At 38.9% G+C, this 20,851-nt stretch carries 17 protein-coding genes; 11 read left to right on the plus strand and 6 right to left on the minus strand.

Translation table 11 applies throughout. The annotated features are described in order from the left end of the window. Positions 1 to 2: 2 nt before the first annotated feature. The 4 genes from GTQ38_RS20080 to GTQ38_RS21080 form a co-directional block, all read right to left on the minus strand. On the minus strand, positions 3 to 827 hold the full coding sequence (locus GTQ38_RS20080; RefSeq protein ID WP_161437369.1) for a M48 family metallopeptidase: 825 nt from the start codon (positions 825 to 827) through the stop codon (positions 3 to 5). A 231-nt stretch (positions 828 to 1,058) separates the two neighbouring features. Further along, a complete protein-coding gene (locus GTQ38_RS20085; RefSeq protein ID WP_161437370.1) occupies positions 1,059 to 1,727 on the minus strand; it encodes a helix-turn-helix domain-containing protein in 669 nt (222 codons plus the stop codon). 9 nt (positions 1,728 to 1,736) lie between these two features. Beyond that, positions 1,737 to 3,548, minus strand: a complete 1,812-nt coding sequence (locus tag GTQ38_RS20090) for a tetratricopeptide repeat-containing sensor histidine kinase (protein ID WP_161437371.1) — start codon at positions 3,546 to 3,548, stop codon at positions 1,737 to 1,739. A gap of 172 nt (positions 3,549 to 3,720) precedes the next feature. Next, positions 3,721 to 3,873, minus strand: a complete 153-nt coding sequence (locus tag GTQ38_RS21080; RefSeq protein ID WP_238858050.1) for a hypothetical protein — start codon at positions 3,871 to 3,873, stop codon at positions 3,721 to 3,723. 196 nt (positions 3,874 to 4,069) lie between these two features. Between GTQ38_RS21080 and GTQ38_RS20095 the strand changes: the two genes are divergently transcribed. Beyond that, a complete protein-coding gene (locus tag GTQ38_RS20095; RefSeq protein ID WP_161437372.1) occupies positions 4,070 to 4,804 on the plus strand; it encodes a hypothetical protein in 735 nt (244 codons plus the stop codon). 11 nt (positions 4,805 to 4,815) lie between these two features. Here the strand turns inward: GTQ38_RS20095 and GTQ38_RS20100 are convergent, their stop codons facing one another. Further along, positions 4,816 to 7,173 (minus strand): pentapeptide repeat-containing protein, encoded by a 2,358-nt coding sequence (locus GTQ38_RS20100; protein WP_161437373.1) that lies wholly within the window; start codon positions 7,171 to 7,173, stop codon positions 4,816 to 4,818. 7 nt (positions 7,174 to 7,180) lie between these two features. After that, positions 7,181 to 7,717: a hypothetical protein gene (locus tag GTQ38_RS20105; protein WP_161437374.1), complete on the minus strand. Its 537-nt coding sequence runs from the start codon at positions 7,715 to 7,717 to the stop codon at positions 7,181 to 7,183. 182 nt (positions 7,718 to 7,899) lie between these two features. Between GTQ38_RS20105 and GTQ38_RS20110 the strand changes: the two genes are divergently transcribed. The 10 genes from GTQ38_RS20110 (at position 7,900) to GTQ38_RS20155 (ending at position 20,820) form a co-directional block, all read left to right on the plus strand. Continuing rightward, positions 7,900 to 8,343 carry a hypothetical protein gene (locus tag GTQ38_RS20110; RefSeq protein ID WP_161437375.1) on the plus strand — a complete coding sequence of 148 codons (444 nt, stop codon included), beginning with the start codon at positions 7,900 to 7,902 and terminating at the stop codon, positions 8,341 to 8,343. A 706-nt stretch (positions 8,344 to 9,049) separates the two neighbouring features. Beyond that, on the plus strand, positions 9,050 to 9,514 hold the full coding sequence (locus tag GTQ38_RS20115) for a hypothetical protein (protein WP_161437376.1): 465 nt from the start codon (positions 9,050 to 9,052) through the stop codon (positions 9,512 to 9,514). A 29-nt stretch (positions 9,515 to 9,543) separates the two neighbouring features. Beyond that, positions 9,544 to 11,607: a S8 family serine peptidase gene (locus GTQ38_RS20120; RefSeq protein ID WP_161437377.1), complete on the plus strand. Its 2,064-nt coding sequence runs from the start codon at positions 9,544 to 9,546 to the stop codon at positions 11,605 to 11,607. Further along, positions 11,601 to 12,851, plus strand: a complete 1,251-nt coding sequence (locus GTQ38_RS20125) for an MBL fold metallo-hydrolase (RefSeq protein ID WP_161437378.1) — start codon at positions 11,601 to 11,603, stop codon at positions 12,849 to 12,851. The genes GTQ38_RS20120 and GTQ38_RS20125 overlap by 7 nt, the downstream gene beginning before the upstream one ends. A 443-nt stretch (positions 12,852 to 13,294) precedes the next feature. Further along, positions 13,295 to 14,953: a hypothetical protein gene (locus GTQ38_RS20130; protein ID WP_161437379.1), complete on the plus strand. Its 1,659-nt coding sequence runs from the start codon at positions 13,295 to 13,297 to the stop codon at positions 14,951 to 14,953. 7 nt (positions 14,954 to 14,960) lie between these two features. Next, positions 14,961 to 15,143, plus strand: a complete 183-nt coding sequence (locus GTQ38_RS20135; protein ID WP_161437380.1) for a hypothetical protein — start codon at positions 14,961 to 14,963, stop codon at positions 15,141 to 15,143. Between the two features lie 125 nt (positions 15,144 to 15,268). Then, a complete protein-coding gene (locus GTQ38_RS20140; RefSeq protein ID WP_161437381.1) occupies positions 15,269 to 16,774 on the plus strand; it encodes a DUF2779 domain-containing protein in 1,506 nt (501 codons plus the stop codon). Further along, the gene (locus tag GTQ38_RS20145) at positions 16,764 to 18,350 is read left to right on the plus strand and encodes a patatin-like phospholipase family protein (protein ID WP_161437382.1); all 1,587 of its coding nucleotides are present in this window, start codon (positions 16,764 to 16,766) and stop codon (positions 18,348 to 18,350) included. Before GTQ38_RS20140 ends, GTQ38_RS20145 begins: the two co-directional genes overlap by 11 nt. A gap of 98 nt (positions 18,351 to 18,448) precedes the next feature. Then, positions 18,449 to 19,966, plus strand: coding sequence for an AAA family ATPase (locus GTQ38_RS20150; protein ID WP_161437383.1), 1,518 nt, complete (start codon positions 18,449 to 18,451; stop codon positions 19,964 to 19,966). Positions 19,967 to 19,971: 5 nt separating this feature from the next. Further along, entirely contained in the window at positions 19,972 to 20,820 is an 849-nt protein-coding gene (locus GTQ38_RS20155) for an HNH endonuclease family protein (protein WP_161437384.1), read from the plus strand. Positions 20,821 to 20,851 lie beyond the last annotated feature (31 nt).

Below are 20,851 nucleotides of genomic sequence, written 5' to 3' on the forward strand. Positions count from 1 at the left end.
TGCTACTTTTTAGACAGGTAATTCTCCAAACAAGCCCGTCTGTTTTTCGAAAAAGGATGTGTAGATTTTAGCTTGTCGATGATCTTGGTATTCTCGTATTTCTCCATCCGAATAAAAAAATCCGAAAACCTTTGCGGGTCGTAACCGCAGCTCTTCGCGATTTCAAAACCGTATTTGTCGGCTTCGTATTCATCCATCTGATCAAAAGGGGCCCTGACAACATTGTTGACATCAGTAGCCATCTTGGTAAAGCTTTCCATATCAGCGAAACTCAGGAAGCGGGAGACCATTGATATTTTCAGGATTTTCCTTTCCATATGTCTATTTAGCTGGTGGCCTATCTCGTGCCCAAGAATAAAGGCCAATTCATCATAAGACCGTATAAAATCCAGAAGACCGGTTGACACATATACATAGCCACCTATTGTTGTAAAAGCGGTTATTTCTTTGGATTCAATGAGGTGAAGGCTAAATGTGGTCTTGCTGCCTTGGGTGCGGCTGAGCAGTTTTTTGAAGATCTCGTTCAATTTTGCCAGGTCTTTGTGCTTTTTTAGGAACTTATTGTTTTTTTGAAGCTGTACGTAGTTCTGTTTTCCAATTTCAGCCTTTTGCTTTTCGGTGAGCACAAGTAGTCTGTCCAGGGTGTTGTTTTCTGCCTGTTTTACGACATATGCGGGGCCGTCAAACGCATGGCCGCAATCCGTAATCTCCCTGGTAGATTCAACCTGGGATTTGTACTTCCTGATGAGGTCTTCATTGGAGGCAGTTTGCCCAATGGCATTTGCAGAACCTGATAACAAAAAGACCAGAGCTAAAAAGCGTTTCATAAAAACCTGTGGTTTGATAGCTTGTTTGAAAATTTCTTTTGATAATGGAAAAACGAGACTGGTTTTCCGCCTGTCTCCCAGCTAAGCAAACCTAAGTTTGGTAAGCTTCATTTCCTTACGGGATCCCGTAATTGACCTTATTAATAACCGTTTTTTGGTCAAGGGGTCTATAAAAAACGCTTAAGGGCATGAGAGCGGTGTAAAAGCGGTAAAAGTTGTAAGATTTTTCTATTAAATAAGCCCTAAATCCTTCGCGCTTGCTACAAGGTGTATGGCGTTCTTGGCCTTGAATTCCAGTTTTAACCTGTTAAGCCTTTTTTCTATAGAACTTACACTGGATGGAGAAATGCCTTTTTGTTTGAAGTTTACGGCAATTTGTTCCTGTGTCAATCCCGAGGAAAGGTGAGAAAGAAGTATCAAATCATAATCCTCTATTTCGAATACTTCCCTTTGCGACATGAAACCTGAAAGTTCCGGGGAAACATAGGTATTTCCCTTCTCGATTTCGGATATGCCTTCGACAAGATTTCGCAATCCGTGACGTCCTTTTACCACATAACCGTCTATCTTTTTGTCTTCAAACAGCTGTTTTATTTTTATGGATCTGTCCTCGACGGAATACACTATGGTTTTTAGTTCAGGTTGCCTTTCCTTGAGCAATTGGATGAGTTCTGCTCCGGATTTTATTTTACTTTCTCTATGATCTTCCTTAAAGGAGAGGTCTGTGATCAAGAGATCAAACAGGTCGTTGTCTTTTTCGGACCTTAGGAATTTCAGATAGGCATCATCGCAGTAAAGGGACTGGGTTACATTTTCAATCCTGGCTTGCTGTTTCAGCATTTGGGCAATACCGAAACCTATGCTGTCTAAATCCTCCACAACCAGAACCTTTTTTAGCATGAGCAAAGATTATTTCGGGAACAGTATGCTTACCTTCAGCCCCTTGTTAAATTCAGGGGCTAAAATAAGTGTTCCATCAATGTTCCGAATACGGTTTTCCGTATTCCGCAAACCATTTCCCTTTTTTTGTTCAGGCTTCATTCCTATGCCGTTGTCAACATATTGAATGTGAATTTGATTGTGCCGCCTTTGAAAACTTAAGGAAACCAGGGAGGCTTCACTGTGTTTCTTCATATTGACCATTAGCTCGTGGATGGCCCTGTAAACGGCAATTTTTTTGTAGTCCGCGGTATTTTTCCAAACAGACTCTTCCAGTCCCATGACTGCAATATTGGTGGTAGGGCTCTGGTATTGAGCTAGAAGCTTTTTTAGGCTGAGATGGAAATTCCGCGTGTCTACGTCTCCGGTTTCATAGGAAATGTCACGTGTCTTCTGATAAATGTGTTCCAGGGTGTCTAACACCTCAGGGCTTTCCGAACCGCTGTTGTGCTGCAGATTGGTCATCACCCCGTAGATATCATTAGCCAGCTCATCATGGACTTTTTTGGAAATCCGTTTTTCGGTGGTATAGATTTCCTGCATTTTTTCCTTTTTATGACGCTGAAGCATGAAATAGATATACAGTCCGCTAAGAGCTAATAGAATACTACCCAATGAAAGATAGATGACTTTCTGGGTCTGTTGCTCAGCCAATTCTGCATTTTTTGTGGCCTCGGTCGCCTGAAGTTTTAAAATGGCTTCCTGCTTAATCCGATCATCGTATTTCATCTTGGCGAATTGCGTTTTTACCTGCAAGTCTACGCTGTGCATACTGTCTTGTAGTGAGATATAGCGGAGCTTGTGATCGTCATTTCGAGTTTCTAGTCGCATGAGGTATTTTAAAGCGTCGATCTCTGCCCTGGGCACTGCCAGACGTCTGGAGATCTGTATCAGGGTATCCAGATAGCCTCTGGCCTGGACGGGTCTTTTATTGAGATAAGCTTCTGCCAGATGGGTGTAACTCGCCATTTGCCCGCGGAGATCATCTACTTCCTTTCTGATTTGAAGGGCTCTGTGAAGACCATTCGTAGCCTCGGGATTGCCCAATGCCCAGTTGGTGTAACTTAAGTTATCCAGGACTCGCGCATAATGTACAGACCTCTTAGCTGGTATACTGTCCAGCAATTTTAGGAGGATAGACCGGGCTGTTTCGTACTCCTTTTGTTCCATATAGATGGTAGCCAGGTTGTTCTGATAGATCTGCCGGTCGTTGGGACTCGCGGTAGTCTTAATAGCTAGGGTGTAGTAATTTATGGCATCCGTATGGTTAAGGAGTTTTCCGTGATTAGTTGCTAGTTCGTTGTAAACCGAAGCGATGAATTTCTTGTCCAGGCTCTCGTCCAGGTAACCCAATGCCTCGGTAAGCGTTTCTTTAGCGCCGAAATGGTCGTTCCGGTTTTTTTGAATTATACTCATGCTGAGTAGTCTTCTCCCGATGCGCGCGCTATCTTCTATTTTAATGAATTGGTTCTTTGCCTGGTTGTGATAATAAAAAGCGCTATCCGTGTCATGAGTTACGCGGCCGTGGTAATAAGCCATCAGGTGCTGGTACTTGCCCAGGCTTAGAAAGTTGCTACTGTTTTGGGAGTGAGTAGTGAGTATTTTTCCGGTGATGTACAGGCTGTCATACTCTTTAAGGGCGTAGTGCAGGCTGCATTTAGAATACAATAGCTGTCCGTGAATTGAGTCCTTTCCCTGGCTTTTTGCAAGAGCAGTATTAATGTGTTCCTTCCTTTGATGCAGCGGCAGGCTGTCATTGATGGCTGATTGATAGGCGGCCATAACATCCTTGGGGATATTTGATTTAGCTGCTTTTGCTGTTTGGGTTGGGCTCGAACAAGAACAGCAGTAAAGAAGGACTATAAGGGGGATCAGGCGATACACAAGCACACTTTTTGTAAATGTATCAAAAAAAACAAATCGCAGCTCAGGCTGCGATTTGTGGATCTTTTGGCTATTGTTCTGGCTTGTCTTCTACGGAGCCATCATTGCCTTCTGTACCTTGTTCGTACAAGTTGCGATCTTCGGCAAAACTGTCGTTTGTGCAAGAAGTTAAAGACAATCCCATAATCAATACTACGGCCAGAACTTTGAATACATTTCTCATTTTTTAAAGATTTTTCGTTAATAATTCCGTTAAAAAATGAGCGCGCTCTCTGCAATCCTTTTGAGGTACCGGTACTAAAGAATTACACTGCAAGGTGCTGAGACAGGGCCGGATTTAGGTGTCATGACCGGTCATGACGGGTCATGACCGATAGGATTCAAAGAAATGGTATAGGGTTTTTGGTTATTTTTGAGCCATGGCCAACAGCACACTTTCAGAAGAGTATCTTCCCGCCTTTATGTATTTAGTGGATCTGATCGTGGCAGAGGAAGCTCAGGTGGATTATGACACTATTGCGGTGGAAGGTGTTGAAGAGCGTCAGGATATTGATGCCCGTACCATTAAACGCGCTTTTGAACTTAGGGAAGCTCTCAGGAAAGAAGCCTTGACCGGAAAGGTATACCGCCCCTCCTTTAAAACGTTGAACGCCCTCACCTTCTATTATTTTGAAGGAAAAGAAAAGTTGTTTGCGGAATTTGCCCGGAAGCATAGTAAAAACATCGAAGAACACTTTTATAGGCATCGACCTTCAGATGCCGTAGTTTCAACCTTGTTTGAAAGTTCTCAGAACAAAATACAACGCTTAAAGACCCAGAAGACAGAACTGGAAAAGCTCCTGCAGGAGCTGGATGGAAAGTCTTTGGGGGAGTTTTTGGGAGAGTTGGTGGATGATCGTCTTGCGAGCTTCTACAAAAGGTCTGAAGCGGAAGGCCTGAAGACGGAATTGGAGAGTTATATTGATCAGCAAATCAAGAGGGTGATACAAAAAGAAAAAAGGGCTTCGATACTGTTTCGTTTCTTTGGTTCTTTCGGGCTACTGCTGGTAGGGGTAGATCAGATCCAGGATATGAAGCGCAGAATTCTGGAGGACTTCACTGAAGAACAGGAGGCATTGCTGGACGACGATGATGAATTGTTGGATATGATTTGATTAATCCGGCCTCAATCATCCCGATAACCATCATCCAATAACGGTCCAACCTTTATTGGACTTTCCCAGAGGACCTTGCCTTCTTTGAGGATATAGGCACTAGTGGGAACAACATCCAGCACATACAGTTTTGAATTTCTTAGGGTCGTAACACTGATATCCTTAAAAGTGTAGCGGACCACCAGATCAAAATAATAGTCGCTGCTGTATTGGCCTTTGGGAGGTTTTGGAATTTCATTGTCCCCGAGGGTAATATAATAGCGATCCGTATTTTCGGGTAATTTCAGAAAGGATCGAAGATTCCGGTTGTTTAGATGCAGGTAAAACTCCTGTGCCTCAAATGGCATGTCTTTGCTCTTAAAATAGGCAAGTGCTTTATAAGTCCCTTTGAATTTTTTGAACAAGAAGCGTTGGTTCTTCCCGGGAAGGGAGGTCCCTGCGCTTTGAAGCCTTCCCAGTTTATAGCTGTTGATGCGATAGGGTACATCCAGATGTTTTACTCGCAGCCTTGCCGCTCTTGCCAATGTCCATTTTTTGTACAACTCAACATGTTGCGGAGGCAGAAACCCACAGGCAGTTCCTTCCGGATAGAAGCTATTCCAGCTGTTTTTTCCGGATTGCGCGGACTTATCTACAGCGCACCTGCTCAAGGCCAGGCTTTTCCAATCATAAGGTTTCAGCTCTTCTGGTCTCAACACCCCCTGGGCCAGCATGAGGACGTTTTGGGAATCCGCATCCCAATGCAATGGACCTTTATAGCGTGTATCTGAGACCTGTTTTTCAAGGGTACTTAAAATTGCCTTAAGCTCTTCGCCGGAACCTTCAACGGCTTGCATTTGCTTGATGCTTGCATCTATAAAATCAATATGATTTCTCAGTTTACTTAGCAATTTGTTGCCTCTCTGGGCGTGGTCCCAAAATTTGGCTTCAAAACGGTACGTAGCGTTGATATAATTCGGCCCTTCGCGGGAATACCTTCTGAGTACCCCTATAGGTTTGAGGGCATCCGCGTCCCTGAATTTCAAGCTCCCTGGAATACTTAATGGTAGCCGTGAAAGTTTGGATTGCTCGGCGCTGAAATCCGGATATTTATAATCATAACGTGCGGATTCCCTGGTCTCACCAAAGATCTCCAGCCGAATGGGGTACTGAAAGGGAGCACTTCTGCGCAATTCCCTTTTTTGCTCCTTTGAAAACCCCACCGAGTTGGCAACAGCACCAGTAACATCCGTATTTTGGATGATGGCATTGGTGAAATCCGCCTTATCCAGTACACTGCCGTATAAAATGGCATCTGTAAGATCGGCACCGGCAAAGTTGGCGCCACTAAGGTTGCAAAACGCGAGGCAAGCCCCTTTTAAGTTGGCTTTAGAAAAATCTGTATTGCTTAGATCTGATAGAAAGAAGGAACTTCTGTAAAGATCGGCTTCCGCAAAAGTGGCCTCCTTGCCTTGAAGATATTGGAACCTGGTTTCGCGGGCAACTACTTTATTAAAGGAGGCTTTTTCTGCCATGGCAAAGTTCAGTATTGCCTGGTCAAGTGTGGTACCGGTAAAATGGGTGCCTCTGAGGTCCGAGACCTCAAAGGTGGCCGACTTGAAGTTGGTGGCAAGTAACTGGGCTCCGGCAAGAGATATTCCATCAAAATTGGCGTTCTGATAGCTATAGCCGTTCCTGATAAGGCCTTCAAGCGCCTCATTTTGCCCACGAATGCTGCCATCACGGCTTGCCATGGCCCTATCCAGAATTTCAGTGGCTGCCAGCACATCAAAATTTCCTTTTGAGGCCTTTTCAGTCTTACAATTGGGTACTAAAACCACTTTTTCATCGCCGCTATCAGACACTTCAAGGATCTGATTTTTATAACAGGTTTTGCTGAAAGATGCCTGTAAACTGGAGACGCCATAGGCGCTAAAATCATAGCTGACCTTCCCGAATTCATTGGTGGTTTTGGTGCGTCCTTTGATGTCTACCTTTACGCCTTCCAGGAATTCCCCGGTTTCTCCATCGACCACGGTGATCCATAGAAGATTGTCCAGTACCCGTTTCATGACCAAATTATTGATCGCCCCGGAACCGAATACCACAATATTCGTTGTGGGACCAACTGTGCGGTAGCCATCCATTTCTAAAACAAAGGAATAGCTCGGTTCTCCGACGACAAAACCGCCCTTTTTGGAAAACTTAAATTTTCCTTCGCCATCTGTAAACTGAATTTCTCCTGTCGCAACCAGCTGCACGGAGACACCTTCAATACCCCTGTTGTTTACGTCAACCACTTTGCCCACGAGCTGATCCCGACGTTCCTGGCCCATGCCATTGGCTGTAAAAAATAGGAAACACAGGAAGAAAGCTTTGAGTGTTTGCATAGGGCTGTTAATAGGTGTTGAATTGCAGGTTTGAAAATCGCATAGACCGGTGATAGAGTAGGGTGTCTGCAACGAACACATAGAAATCGTACTCCCGGTTTGAGTCGAGAAGGGATTGAGGTATGAGGGCCCTTGTCTTCCCATCCGGCCCTGAAACGGTTGAAGTACATTCATTGCATTGCTTGATGGTAAAATAGGCGCCAGCCAGCGGTTTTCCCTTGAATTGCAGGATTTCCACAATTTCGTTTGCCGCCGGGGTCGCGGAGGTTATATCCGCTTTTTCTTTGACGAAATTATCCGGCTGTGTATCTGGCTGCTCGTCTGCCGGCTTCTCTTCGGGCATTACGGCTTTCTCATGTTGCCCCTCAATTGGGGTAGGGGTGCTAAGGGTATCCTGACTTGCTTTTAAGAGTTCTTCGGGATTGGTTGCTCCAAAGTTTTTGGTCAGATATGGAATGAGTTTAAAAATGACCAGCGCAATGATCAATACCTTGGCCAGGGTAGAGAGCCAAAATCTAATTTTCCGTTCTGTTCTGATATTCATTCCGGTACTGTGCTAGGAAAAGCTTTCTGTAAATCTAGGGGCTTCTTTTGAGGATTACAAACGGGCTTTACAAACTTTTAGGCAAGCCGTGTTTATGGTGTTTTACAATGAGGAAAACCGTAAGGAAAACAGGGTGTAAGTATTTAGTTTCGGATCCTAACAGAGATAAAATAATAACGGCTATGAAATTATTTAAAAAAGAGATACTAAAGTATATGATACTTCCTTTGTTTTTGCTTGCGCTTGGTTGCAATAGCGAAGATGAAGGGGAATCTGAAGCAGAACAGGCTGAAGTTTCGCAATTGAACTCCAATTTAGGAGTTTGGGAAGGCAGCGGCATGCAACCTGGCATTTCCTGGACGATTAAGATCACCCTGGCAGAAAATGAGCAGTTAATTGAATATCCCTCGCTGGATTGTGGTGGCTTTCTCACCCTGCTGGAAGAGGGTGATGGGGTTTTGCTATTCCGGGAGACCATCACTTTCAACACGGTATGTGCTGACCAGGGTTTTGTGGAATTGATAGAAACTTCGGCCACGACTATGGATTACAACTACTATTGGCCAAACGCGTCGAACGAACAGGGAGAGCTGGGTGCTACGGGTAGTGTTACTAAGGTGGATTGAGGTTTTGTTCCCCGGTGAAAGGCTCTAATAACTGTTTAAAATCATCAATCCTGAGATACTATGAGATTTCAGATATTATAGAAAAACCATAGAATTTCCATGGGAAAAATACAATGTAAACTAAAGAAAAACCTTTGATTTTCTATGGTTTTTCTATAATGAAAGTTGAAAGTAAATCATTACATTGTGATCAATCAACTACCCCCAAAATTTACTTCATTAGGAAACTGCCTTCTTCCTGCAAAGGTACCTCCCCGATATTAATTGTTTTCAATAACCAAATCATTTTTTGATATGAGACAAAGGTCTGTTTGGATTTTTGCCTGGAGACATCAGGTTTTTTAGGGGGGATAACCTAGCTAATTCCTAATAAGCACTTAGTAAGTTATAAATGGCTTTCAAAACCAAGATGGCATTTTTTTGAGGGCGTCAGGAGGGTACCGGAGGAGCTATAATCTACCTTTCGAAACTTGAACTAATAAGTGATTTACAGACCTTTGAGAATTTATTCTCACGGAATGGGTTACTCCTTCCAAATTCAGTTCAAAACTGTGGAGAACACCAGTTTTTCTAAGGATTTTGTACAATGTCTTTTATTATTTTTCGGTCTCCCCTCCCCAAGAACTATACAATTAATTTTTATGGCTGAGCTGAGCCCTATCTGCTTGTGGCGCTATTCTTTACTAACCCTTAAAACTCATTTGAAATGAGCAGACTGTATTATGAGAAAGTCACGATTCCAACAAGAAATCCAATCGTCGCGGCAGATAGCGACGAGCCTGAAGTAAGTAACAACCAAGATATAAAAGGTTACTTGGAAAAGGTTTCAAGTTTGATACCTGCTGAAGTAATTGCGGGATATTTAACAATGTTTGGTTTTGTACCATTGATTGATGAAACTACACAAGGAATTCTCTCCAAAAATGAAACTACGGTTGCTTGGATTGTATTCTTTTTCTGTTTTTTACTTACTCCAATATATCTCAACTACCAAGCAGAAAAGGGGAAACCAAAACAAATACACTTGATTATTTCTAGTGTTGCCTTCGTAATATGGTCTTATGTTACTACTGGGGCATCATTGATTCCTGATTACTACAACGCCGCATTAGGCTCTATTTTTCTAGTCGCCTTTAGCCTGATTAGTGGATTCGTTAAACTCAACAAATAATAGATCCCATAATACTGCTTAAAAAATCTATGAAGTCTTCAATAACATCAAAAAAGTGTCAAGCGAAAATTAGGATGTATTCAAATGCAGGGCCAAATGTTAATAGAAATCGGGCTGAATTGAGTAGTTCTTTAGGTATCCGGAAATCAATGAAATTAGATTCATCACCAATTTTTACGCAAAAAAAGTTTGAAAGCGAAAAAATGGAAATTACAGGTGGTCAACTAAAATCTAAAGGAGCTAGCAAAAAAGAAATTTATAACTCATGGTCAGATGTAAAACTAAATGTATTCATTGAATACAATCCTTTGGTTGTTGATAAAATAAGGAAAGAAAAGTGGGAATTAAATCGAAAAGGAAATATTGTAATTGCTAACATAAGTCTTCGAGACTTAGATCTTTTACTAGAAAAGGATGAAGAGATCAACAACATTTTTAATGTTGAATTAGGACAAACATTAAAGATACCTAAACCAAGAAAACGAAAACCAACAAAAAAAAATTTAAAAGTTTCCCCTCCTTTTTTGGTTGATGACCAGAGTAGCTCTTCCAATGTATTAATTGGAATTATTGATGTAGAAGGATTTGATTTTGCACATCCGGACTTTTTGGATAAAAATGGTAGTACCAGATTTATATCCATTTGGGACCAAGGAGGAACTCATAGAGATTCTCCAAGAGGAGGAAACTTTGGATATGGATCGGAGCTTACAAATGAACTAATGAATTCCGCAATCGAAAGTTCAAATGAATATAAAGTTCCAGCTTATGAATTGGAGCCTCAATCTACGATGATCCCAGGATCTCATGGTACTCATGTGGCTAGTATAGCAGGAGGTAATTCGGGAGTTTGTCCTAATTCCTTGCTTGCGGGTGTTTTAATACATCTAACCGATAGAGATTTTGATCGAAGGAAATCATTTTATGATTCAACGAGATTAGCAAATGCAGTTGATTATCTGCTGAGCCTCGGTGATGAAATGGGATTGCCGGTGTCAATAAATATTAGCCTAGGTACTAATGGTCATGCCCACGATGGATCGGCTCCGGTTTGCAGATGGATTGATTCTGAACTAAAAATCCCTGGGCGAAGTGTTTGCGTAGCTGCAGGGAATGCAGGTCAAGAAAATCCAGAATACGAAGAAGATTTAGGTCACTACATGGGAAGAATTCATACGTCTGGAAGAATACCGGCGAATGGATTGGAGAAAGACATCGAATGGATTGTTAAGGGAGATGGCATAGTAGATATTTCAGAAAATGAACTGGAAATATGGTATAGTTCACAAGATCGATTTGCCATTTCGCTTAAACCACCAGGTCAAGAATGGATTGGACCAATTGAACCGGGAGAATATATAGAAAATTTTCAATTAAAAGACTTAAGTTTTGTTAGTATATATAATGAACTTTATCATACGTCAAATGGCAGCAATTACATTGCTGTTTACCTTACGCCTGACTTAGAAGACAGAAATAATATAAAAGGGGTGCCTAACGGAATGTGGAAGGTACGCTTATATGGGAGGCAAATTCGAGATGGTAGTTTTCATGGGTGGATAGAAAGAGATGACGTTTTTCAATATGAAGAATCGAATTTCTTCGGTGGCACAAAATGGTTTTTCCCTTCATACTTTACAGATACTTCCAATGTGAATGATTATTCTATAAGTTCGCTGGCTTGTGCCAACGAAGTGGTAGGTGTAGCAAATTTGAATCTAATTAATAATGCAATTAATTCTTCCAGTAGTCCTGGACCAACCAGAGATGAAAGATTTAAACCGGAGGTTGCTGCTCCTGGAACAAACATTCAAGCAGCAAATGGATTTGATTACGATGATTTGTGGATTGAAATGACTGGGACTAGCATGGCCAGTCCGTTTGTATGTGGAGTAATAGGCCTAATGTTTAAGGAAGAAAGAAACTTAACAGCTTCCCAAATAATCGGCATTCTTAAATGTACAGCTAGGCCTTTACCAGGAATGAGTTATGATTGGGATACCGATTCCGGTTATGGTGTAATAGATGTAGAGGCTTGCATTGAGCATGCAAAAAAAATTAATAAGAATACTGATATTACTAAAAGATGGTAGTTAGAGTTTTTCAATCTGACAAAGGCGATTGTATGCTTTATCAAGGGAAAGATGATAAGATGATTCTGATTGATGGGGGAATGGCTAAGTCATATAATAAGTACGTTTCCAAATTTCTTGAAGGTAAGACGCTTGACCTGTTATGTGTATCACATATTGACCAGGATCACATACAAGGAATCCTTGAGATGATGAAGCATATTTTGAAATGGCGTGTTTACGATTACCAAAGGACACAGAACAATCGAAGGTTTAAGAAACCCAACCTTCCCAAACCTCCTAATGTTTTATCAGTTTGGCATAATGCATTTAATGATAGTGTTCTAGAGAATGATGGTAGAATCGAAGATATGTTAGCCGCAGCTTCAGCTATTCATTCGTTGTCTGATATGTCAAATTCTAATTTATTTCAAAGCAAAAGAGAAGCGATACTTCTTTCCAATAGGTTAAAACCATCTCAGCTACATATACCATTGAACAAAGAGTTCAATGGTAAGTTAGTTTATTATAATAGAAGTTCAGCAAAACAGGCAATAGGTGGAAGCAATATTACTATAATAGGTCCTTTTAAAGAAGATTTGGATAAGTTAAGAAATGAGTGGAACAAATGGCTAAGAGAAAGCCGAAGCGCTATTGCTCGGCTTAGGAGGAAGGCAGAGGAGGATTCTGATTTATTAGGAAATGCAGATACAATTGAAGTAGTAAGTTTAAGTGAGCTAGGTATAAGAAGTAAGGTTTCGACTCCCAATCTAGCCTCAATAATGTTTTTAATAGAAGAAGATGGGAAAACTGCTTTATTTACAGGGGATGGTCACGCAAAAGACATTTTGAAAGGTTTGAAAGCGAATGGGAAACTTGATAAAAATGGACTCCTACATCTGAATTTACTAAAAGTTCAGCATCACGGTTCTGAACATAATATAGATTTGTCTTTTTGCAAATCAATTACTGCTGACAATTATGTTTTTTGTGGCAATGGATCACATGAAAATCCAGACTTAGAGGTCGTGAAGATTATTATTGATTCGAGAATAGGAATTGCCAAAAATAGGAGCGCCAATGAAGAGGTAAGTAATGAATTTAAGCTTTGGTTTAATAGTAGTGAAAATAATACTTATGGTCACGAATCTAAGCATATGAAGAAGCTAAAAGACTATGTTGAAAAAAGGGCCAAATCAAGTAATGGGAAGATGAGTTTTTTCTTTATACCGAAAGGTAGAAGTTCTTTTCAAATTAAAATATAACATGGAAAAAATGAAGAAGTATTTAAACCTTATATCGAGTTATGCCAAAAAAGATTTCTAGGGAAACCCTTATTACAGATAAAAGGCACAGTTCTTTAGAAACCGAATAGTCACCTTTTTGGAATATAGGCAGTCCAAGTCGTCTATAGACGTAAATTCAGCTTTCGATGGGATAGCTAGCCAAAATCTATTGACGGGATAGCTAAAAATTCTGAATATCTAAGTTTTTTGAATTGAGAAATTGGAACTGTCCAGGTTAATCAGAAAGCTGATATAGATTATGATTTCTCCCATGAGTCTGATAAGAATAATGTAAAACTTGAAATAAAAAGCAGATTATTCTTAGGAGGTTGTTATTTCCAGGATTCAGAAGAAAAAATTGAAAACCCATTCTCAAAAGCAAAACACGTAAAATAATTATATCATTTAAACTAGCAGGTATTATGAGGGACATCATACTCTTTCTTCTAATTGTTCTTTTTGACTTTTCAATTTATTCGCAGGAGGTTGGTAATAGAAAACCAACAGAAGAAGGTTTAAATGACCAGGAGATAGAATTATTACTTAATAGGGAGTTCACCTCACTTTTTTCTGACTTACCCAATAATTCAATTGGTAATTATGCAACTGTTAATCTTGAGGCGACTAGTGCAACCTTTGTAAAAAGCTTTATCGGAAAGCAAAATGCATTGACCTTTAGGGTTAATGGCAAGGCTACCGATGGTACATTAAACTTAGCAGAAAACGGAAAGTTAAACTATGATGTATCTCTGGGTGCTCAATACCATTTTATTGATGCTTCTAAAATAAAAGCTCTAGTATATGATGTTTCTAGCTGGAAGATTTATCGGGCGAAGAAAAAAAAGATTATTGAAGACGCTAGGGCACTGAAACGAAAAATACGAACAGGAGAAAATGTTAAGCCTTTAAAAGAGCAGAAAAAGAAGATTGAAAAGCAGATTTCAACAATTGATCAATCAATAAAATACTATGAGAAGTATAAAGAAAACATTCAAACAAGTGGACTTAAATATGAATTTGATTTAACGGAGACAAAATTAAAAAGAATAAATAAAATACTCCTGGAGTTTGAAAATGACAATAGTACTTATCAGAAAAATAAAAAAGAGGAGTTGGCAAAAATTAAAAATTGCAATACGGAAGATTGTGAAAAGCGAAGACTTTCATTAGTTCATGATAAAGAGATTAATGATTCACGAATTGAGAAACCGAAATTGACTAGTAAAAGAGAAGAGCTGAAAAAAAGGTTGGAATCATTAAAAAGATTGGATTGGTTAGAAAAGGAAAATGAATTATTGGAAGCATTAAAAGCATCCCTGAAAGAGCTTCAGGAACGTATTGATTCTCTTGAATTGGAAGTTAATAAAGCTTGGGAAGAGAGTTTTGTAAATGATGATAGAGTAAAAAAACTAAAAGCACTTTATAAAGAAGGTATAAGGTCCTTTGGGTCTAGGTTTAGCTGGTTTTCAATAGGAGCAAATATTAGTAGGGAAACGTTTAATCTTATTAATATCGATGAGGAGTTTTCAAATCAACTTATAGAAGAAAACTACACAGGGTATGATATAACCCTTCAATATTTTTGGCATAATCGCAATTACAATAAAAAGTGGGACTCGTATTTGATAAGTGCAGGAGTTACTTTGCGATATGACAATAACTTGTCCTCGTTATCCCTGGTCAACTTTGAAAACGAAGAAGTGATAGGAGAGGGTACGGATAGCAGGAGAATAGTAAGAACTCAATCCAAAGCATTTGCTGGCAATTATCAAAAAGACATTACGAGTGCCCTTTGCTTTGTTGATGTTTATTATTTTTTGTTCGATGGGAACTTTGCAGCATTGCATTGGTATCCTAACGCACAGTTGACTGAGGGTCTGAAACCATTATGGAATAGTGAAATAGGGCTATTGTTTACCTATCGCGATAGTAAGAAGGAGGGGGCATATATAAATGCGGAATTGTTTTATAGCCTTAATGATATAGGTAACCGCGCAGAATCTGATCTTTCATTATTAAGCAGGAATAGTGTAGGTCTGCGTTTGACATTACCGTTTGAGTTCAATTATAAACCAAAATAGTAGCTACATGAAAGTAAAAGAACGATACCAACTTGATTTAAAAAAACCATATAGGGTTATTTGCTTGGAGGGAGATTATTCTGCAAGTTTTGAAACAGAATTGGAAGCCGTGCGGGCCAAGAATAGGCATCAGGACCAAGACGAATATGCAGACCATGAAGTGGTTATAGAGAAAAAGGAATTTATTTAATGGAGAAAAAGCTCCATTACTACATTTAAGAAATCAAACAAGTCTTTACTAGTGTATAGATTTATTGAAGAGCCAATGTAAAATTGGCTTGTGCTATTACTTAGGTGATACAAAAACTGAAGTCATTGAAACTCTTAACCAAAACCGACTTTATCCATTACCTCAGATGTCCTGAGTCCCTTTGGTTGACAAAAAACAAACCAGACGAAGCTAAAAAAGGTAAACTTTCCTTTTTTCTTCAAAAAATCATTGATGAAGGTTATGAGGTTGAGGCCTATGCAGAGCAATTGTTTCCGCATGCTATTAAATTGCCAGATGACAATGGTGTGAAAGTGACTCTTCGAACGTTGCAACAAGGATATAATCATTTTTTTCAAGCTGCTTTTGAGACGCTGGAAGGTGGATTTGCTCGTGTTGATGTTTTGGAGCGATTATCCGACGGTACTTGGCATCTATTTGAGATAAAATCTTCTTTGCGGGTAAGTACTAAAAAAAGCCATAACCACATTTTTGATGCATGTTTTCAGAAGTACGTTTTAGAGAAAAATGGATTATATGTCAGCAGGGTCTCAATAATACACTTAAACAAGGGATATAGAAGGCAAGGAGAAATTAAACCATCTGAATTGTTGGAAACAACGGAAGTCACAAATGAGGTTACTAAGGAGTTCCCCGTTATTTCACGCAAGATTCATGAAGCCTTAAAATATATTCAATTGAGCAAGATTGACAAAAATCAATGTTCTTGTTTAAGAAAAACAAGAAGTAATCATTGCGATAACTTTGATTATTTCAATTTTCAATTGCCGAAGCATCCTGTTCATGAAATCAAACGAATTACCGAGAAAAAGTTGACGGAGTTACTTGATTCGGGTCATAAAAGCTTATCAGAAGTTCCAGATAATTATGCTCTGAACAATTCTCAAAAATCTCAGGTCAATTCGTTTAGGCAAAGACAGCCACAAATTGAAATTGAGACAATCAAAAGGAAATTGGATGGATTGGTGTTTCCTTTACATTTTTATGATTACGAAACATATTCAAGTGCCATCCCTAAATTAGATGGAATTGGGCCTCATCAGCACATTCCCTTTCAAGTAAGTATTCATACTCTCTCTGAAAATGGTAACATGGAACATTTTGAGTATTTGGGAGATAAAATGGAGATGCCTAATGGAATGATTGAAGGAATGAAAGAATTTACTGGAACACAAGGTACCTTTATTTCATGGCATGCCAGTTTTGAAAATTCAAGAAACAAAGAGATGGCGTTACTGCTTCCTACACATAGTAATTACTTGGATTACATTAGTGGAAACACCTTCGATTTGGAAGAGATTTTTACTACAGCCTATATCGACTATCGCTTTGCTGGCTCCTCTTCCATAAAAAAAGTACTTCCGGTATTGATTCCTGAATTAAGTTACGACAACCTTCAAGTTCAGGACGGCACAATGGCCATGGATATCTGGAGTAGATTAGTCCTTGGAAATGATATTCCTAATAATGAAACAGAGCGAATAAGAAAAGATCTGTTGGCGTATTGCAAATTGGATACGTTGGCCATGGTTGAAATATACCAATATCTTATCAAATTGATTAATCAATATAAATTGTCCAATGCCCACTGAAATCAAAACTGAGAGAGATAAAAAACCAAAAGAAAAGTTTAAGGGTATTGAAGAAATTGCACTCTGCTTTTCAGGTGGGGGTTATCGAGCGGCTTGCTTTTCCTTGGGAACATTGTCATTTTTTGAAAAAATCGGTTTGCTAAAAAAAGTAAAAGTGATTTCTACTGTTTCTGGGGGAACAATTACTGGAGTGAAATACGCCCAATCACAAGCTGCAAAGCAGGATTTTGACACCTTTTTTAAGGACTATTTTAATTGGTTGAAAAAAGACGAACTAGCCTCAAACGCGATTAGGCATATCAAAAAAAGAAAGATTTGGAAGCGAAGCGAAAATATTCACAAGAGAAAAAACCCAATCAATGCTTTTGCAATTGAGTACAATAGTTTCACTCGACAAATGACCTTGGGGGATGTTCAAAATGCTATTGAAAACAATGATACGCATTTAGAAAGGGTTGTTTTCAACACTACCGATTTTACCCACTCAATGCGTTTTCGGTTTCAAAATACAAATACACGAGGTCTTTTGGGGAACAAGAAGATTCAAGATTTAGGACATGATTTGAAGGCTTATTTGAACAAATTAAAGCTTGGTGATATACTAGCTTCTTCCTCAGCTTTTCCAGGCGGTTTTGAACCTATTGGTTTTCCGAATGATTTCGTATCTAAAGCTGTTAGGGAAAAAATGGGAATGGCGGAAATAGGCCTAATGGATGGAGGAATTATAGACAACCAAGGTATTTCCAGTATACTTTCGTCTTCCAAGAAATATGATTTATATTTTCTGAATGATGTGGCCTCACCATATCCAGGCGAACCGTTCAAGTTTGCTCAATCCAATAGTATTATAAAAATATTATCGTATATGACAAGCCTGCCCTTATTGTTTTTAACTCTTTCACTTACCATCTATTTCATATTCCAGAAATATTTCATTTTGACAGCACTATTCGTCTTATTGGTAACCATTATGGCCGCCTTTCAATACCTCTTTTATTTTGCTAACAAGATGTTGAAAAAAGAGATGGGCGTATTAGATAAATTGAGAATACCTCCAAGAAGATTTGGATACTATGTGTTTGATAGAATTACTTCCTTATTAAAAATGACTACTGAGGTCTTCTTAAAAAGCGCAAGAAGGTCAAATTATGAAAGCATTTATAGCAAATTCTGGAATAGGATTGCGACTTCAGCTATCTATGAGCTTAGGTGCCAAAATAAGGAGAACAAACCGGAAGGACAAAACCAATGGGAGTTAATTAAAGAAACTACCGGAGAAATAACCGAGAATATGAAAAAGGTTGCAAAATATGCGGCATCACTTGGCACTACTCTTTGGTTCAGTGAAGAAGAAAGAAAAAGAGGGATGCTAGATGCAGTTGTGGCATGTGGTGAGTTTACGGCCTGCTATAATTTGATTGCACATTTAATTACCAATCATAAGGAAGATATTAGGGAGGGCGGCATGCTTTACAATATGTTTTTTAAGGCCTTAGGAGTTTGGAAGAGTATGCTGAATGATCCATATTATATTCTGGCTGGGAGAATAGATTCAACTAGGATATTAAGGATTTAAATTAATCAAAGTGTAAAACGAATGAGAAAGTTGAGAAAGCACTGAATCTTTAGGCGCCTTTTCAAGAATTACATAGCAATGCAAACCCGAATTAAGTAATGGAATCTTTTAGCGAATTGATAAAAAAAACTCTTTTAGACACTTCAAACATATCCTTGATAACAGGTTTTGCATTTGGCTTAATTGTAACCTTTTACTTTAAGCGCTTATCAATTTTTATTCGAAATTCCTTTAAAAGAATTATTTATAAATCCAAAAGACGAAAAGAGGAAAAAAAGAACAGCTTGAGTGAATCGGAAATTAATAATTATCCCGGAAGCAATTATGAAAAAATGCCAAGTCTTCCCGCATTATATCTTAAGGAATTGAAGTTGAACAATATAAGGTGCTTTTCAAATTTGATAATAAATACTTCAAAAGAAAAGTCTATCGCTCAGTCCATATCTATTTTAGGTGATAATTCCATGGGAAAATCTACAATTCTAAAGGCTATTGCATTGATTTTCTGTAATGAAAGTGATTCGGTTTCCTTAATTAAGGAAATGGAGGGCAAATTATTAAAGAATGGTGAAAAAAAAGGGAGCATAGAAGCAATATTGATAAATAGTGAAACAAAGGAAGTACATCGTGTTTTAAAATCTATTTCTTTAACCAAGGAGAATGAGGAAAAGATAAAGCAGGAGATTGCACTGCCGGTAGGGCCTGCCTTTATTTGTGGGTATGGTACAAACAGGTCTAGATCAGGACATACTAGTTATAAAGGTTATGGGGTGAGAGAAGCCGTATTGGGCTTATTTGATAATGACCATATTCTACAAAATCCTGAATTGGCATTATTGCGAAGTGGGGAGTTCAAGGATATGATTCAATCTAAACTTCTGAATATTTTACTCCTGGATGAGTCAAAAGATAAAATTGAAAATGCAATGCAAGGAATCTTATTTAAAGGTCCATGGGGGGATATTCCTTTTTCTTCTTTAAGTGATGGATATCGAAGTACTACTCAATGGATTTTGGACCTTATATCTTGGATGATTATGGATGAACGGATCTCAACTTCCAATGGTCCCCCAGCAGGTGTCCTATTGGTAGACGAGATTGAACAGCATTTACATCCAAAATGGCAGAGGTACATAATTCAACGTATTTGCAAACAGTTTCCAAAAATACAAGTCATTACAACCACCCATACTCCCTTGGTTGTTGCAGGTGGAGCGGATTTAGCTGATAGCAAGATTATTAGTCTATTCAAATATGAGGGAAAAATAAGTTATATGGATATTGACACTAAATCTTTACGTGGGAAGCGAGCAGATCAAATATTAACCTCTGTATTCGAAATGGCCACTAGCAGAAGCCCTGGTAGCTCACATTCCATTCAACGTTATTATGAGTTAAGTAACAAAACCAGCTTAAAAAAGTTGGAAAAGGAAGAGTACGATGAGCTCAAAGCCCAACTAGAACCAATTATGCAATTTGGTGAAACAGATTTGGAGCAAGATGTAAAGAAAGCAGTTTCGAAAGTATTACGTGACATGGGAAGGAAAATGACAAATGAGTTAGATTTTGAGTTGAAAAAGCAGTTAAAGGAACTTTTCGAGGAGGATAAACACTAAGTATAATGATTAGAATAAATGTTTCATGGCCTGATTCACAGGAGTGGAGGAATTGGCGTCAAGATTGCGAACAGGCGAAGAGGGAGATTGAAGAACAAGTCCAACGAGGCGAGAAACCTAAAGTAAAGAACTTGTATAAAAGAGAGGGAATAAAGGAAAGATACTATAAGGCAAGGGACGGGCTCTTTAATGGTAAATGTGCCTATTGCGAGGTTTTTGTTTCAGATTTTATGAGAGGAGATATTGAACATTTTAGGCCTAAACTCAAGGTCACCGATGAAAATGATGTGCCAATAAAAGTAGACTACGGGAATGGGCCTGAGGACCATAAGGGCTATTATTGGTTGAGCTATGATTGTTCTAACTTATTGCTTTCCTGTCAGTTATGTAATCAGGCAAAAAAGGAAAAAGAACAAAAGATAGGAAAGCACAACAGGTTTCCGGTGGAAGGGGAATATGCTGTAAATCAAGCTGGAATAGATAAAGAATATCCTTTACTAATAAACCCATTGGTTGAGGATCCTAGCAAACATATAATGTTAGAATTAAAAGATGATGAGGGATTAAGAGGCTTTCTTTTTCCACTAGATAAAGACAAAAAGGGAGAAATGACAATCAATGTACTTGCACTCAACATTAGAGAACAATTAGTGGAAAAGCGTCAAGGCAAAATTGATCAGTTCTATACTATATACTGTAAATGTGTAACGGCAGATAATCAGGCATCAAGAGATAAATACCTCAAAAAATTAAGAGAAATGCTTTATGGAAAGGGTGAACATTCTTTTGTAGCGCGTGAAGTTTGGAGAGATATAAACTCTAATAATTCAACCTTAGACCACCTATCGTTATAGTTTGGTCTGATAAACAACGGATAACTAATTA

Source organism: Poritiphilus flavus (assembly GCF_009901585.1).
Taxonomy (GTDB): Bacteria; Bacteroidota; Bacteroidia; order Flavobacteriales; family Flavobacteriaceae; genus Poritiphilus; species Poritiphilus flavus.

Coding starts and splice junctions, on each gene's coding strand:
- GTQ38_RS20080 (WP_161437369.1), bottom strand. CDS start 827: ATGAAACGCTTTTTAGCTCTGGTCTTTTTGTTATCAGGTTCTGCAAAT.
- GTQ38_RS20085 (WP_161437370.1), bottom strand. CDS start 1,727: ATGCTAAAAAAGGTTCTGGTTGTGGAGGATTTAGACAGCATAGGTTTC.
- GTQ38_RS20090 (WP_161437371.1), bottom strand. CDS start 3,548: ATGGCCGCCTATCAATCAGCCATCAATGACAGCCTGCCGCTGCATCAA.
- GTQ38_RS21080 (WP_238858050.1), bottom strand. CDS start 3,873: ATGAGAAATGTATTCAAAGTTCTGGCCGTAGTATTGATTATGGGATTG.
- GTQ38_RS20095 (WP_161437372.1), top strand. CDS start 4,070: ATGGCCAACAGCACACTTTCAGAAGAGTATCTTCCCGCCTTTATGTAT.
- GTQ38_RS20100 (WP_161437373.1), bottom strand. CDS start 7,173: ATGCAAACACTCAAAGCTTTCTTCCTGTGTTTCCTATTTTTTACAGCC.
- GTQ38_RS20105 (WP_161437374.1), bottom strand. CDS start 7,717: ATGAATATCAGAACAGAACGGAAAATTAGATTTTGGCTCTCTACCCTG.
- GTQ38_RS20110 (WP_161437375.1), top strand. CDS start 7,900: ATGAAATTATTTAAAAAAGAGATACTAAAGTATATGATACTTCCTTTG.
- GTQ38_RS20115 (WP_161437376.1), top strand. CDS start 9,050: ATGAGCAGACTGTATTATGAGAAAGTCACGATTCCAACAAGAAATCCA.
- GTQ38_RS20120 (WP_161437377.1), top strand. CDS start 9,544: ATGAAGTCTTCAATAACATCAAAAAAGTGTCAAGCGAAAATTAGGATG.
- GTQ38_RS20125 (WP_161437378.1), top strand. CDS start 11,601: ATGGTAGTTAGAGTTTTTCAATCTGACAAAGGCGATTGTATGCTTTAT.
- GTQ38_RS20130 (WP_161437379.1), top strand. CDS start 13,295: ATGAGGGACATCATACTCTTTCTTCTAATTGTTCTTTTTGACTTTTCA.
- GTQ38_RS20135 (WP_161437380.1), top strand. CDS start 14,961: ATGAAAGTAAAAGAACGATACCAACTTGATTTAAAAAAACCATATAGG.
- GTQ38_RS20145 (WP_161437382.1), top strand. CDS start 16,764: ATGCCCACTGAAATCAAAACTGAGAGAGATAAAAAACCAAAAGAAAAG.
- GTQ38_RS20150 (WP_161437383.1), top strand. CDS start 18,449: ATGGAATCTTTTAGCGAATTGATAAAAAAAACTCTTTTAGACACTTCA.
- GTQ38_RS20155 (WP_161437384.1), top strand. CDS start 19,972: ATGATTAGAATAAATGTTTCATGGCCTGATTCACAGGAGTGGAGGAAT.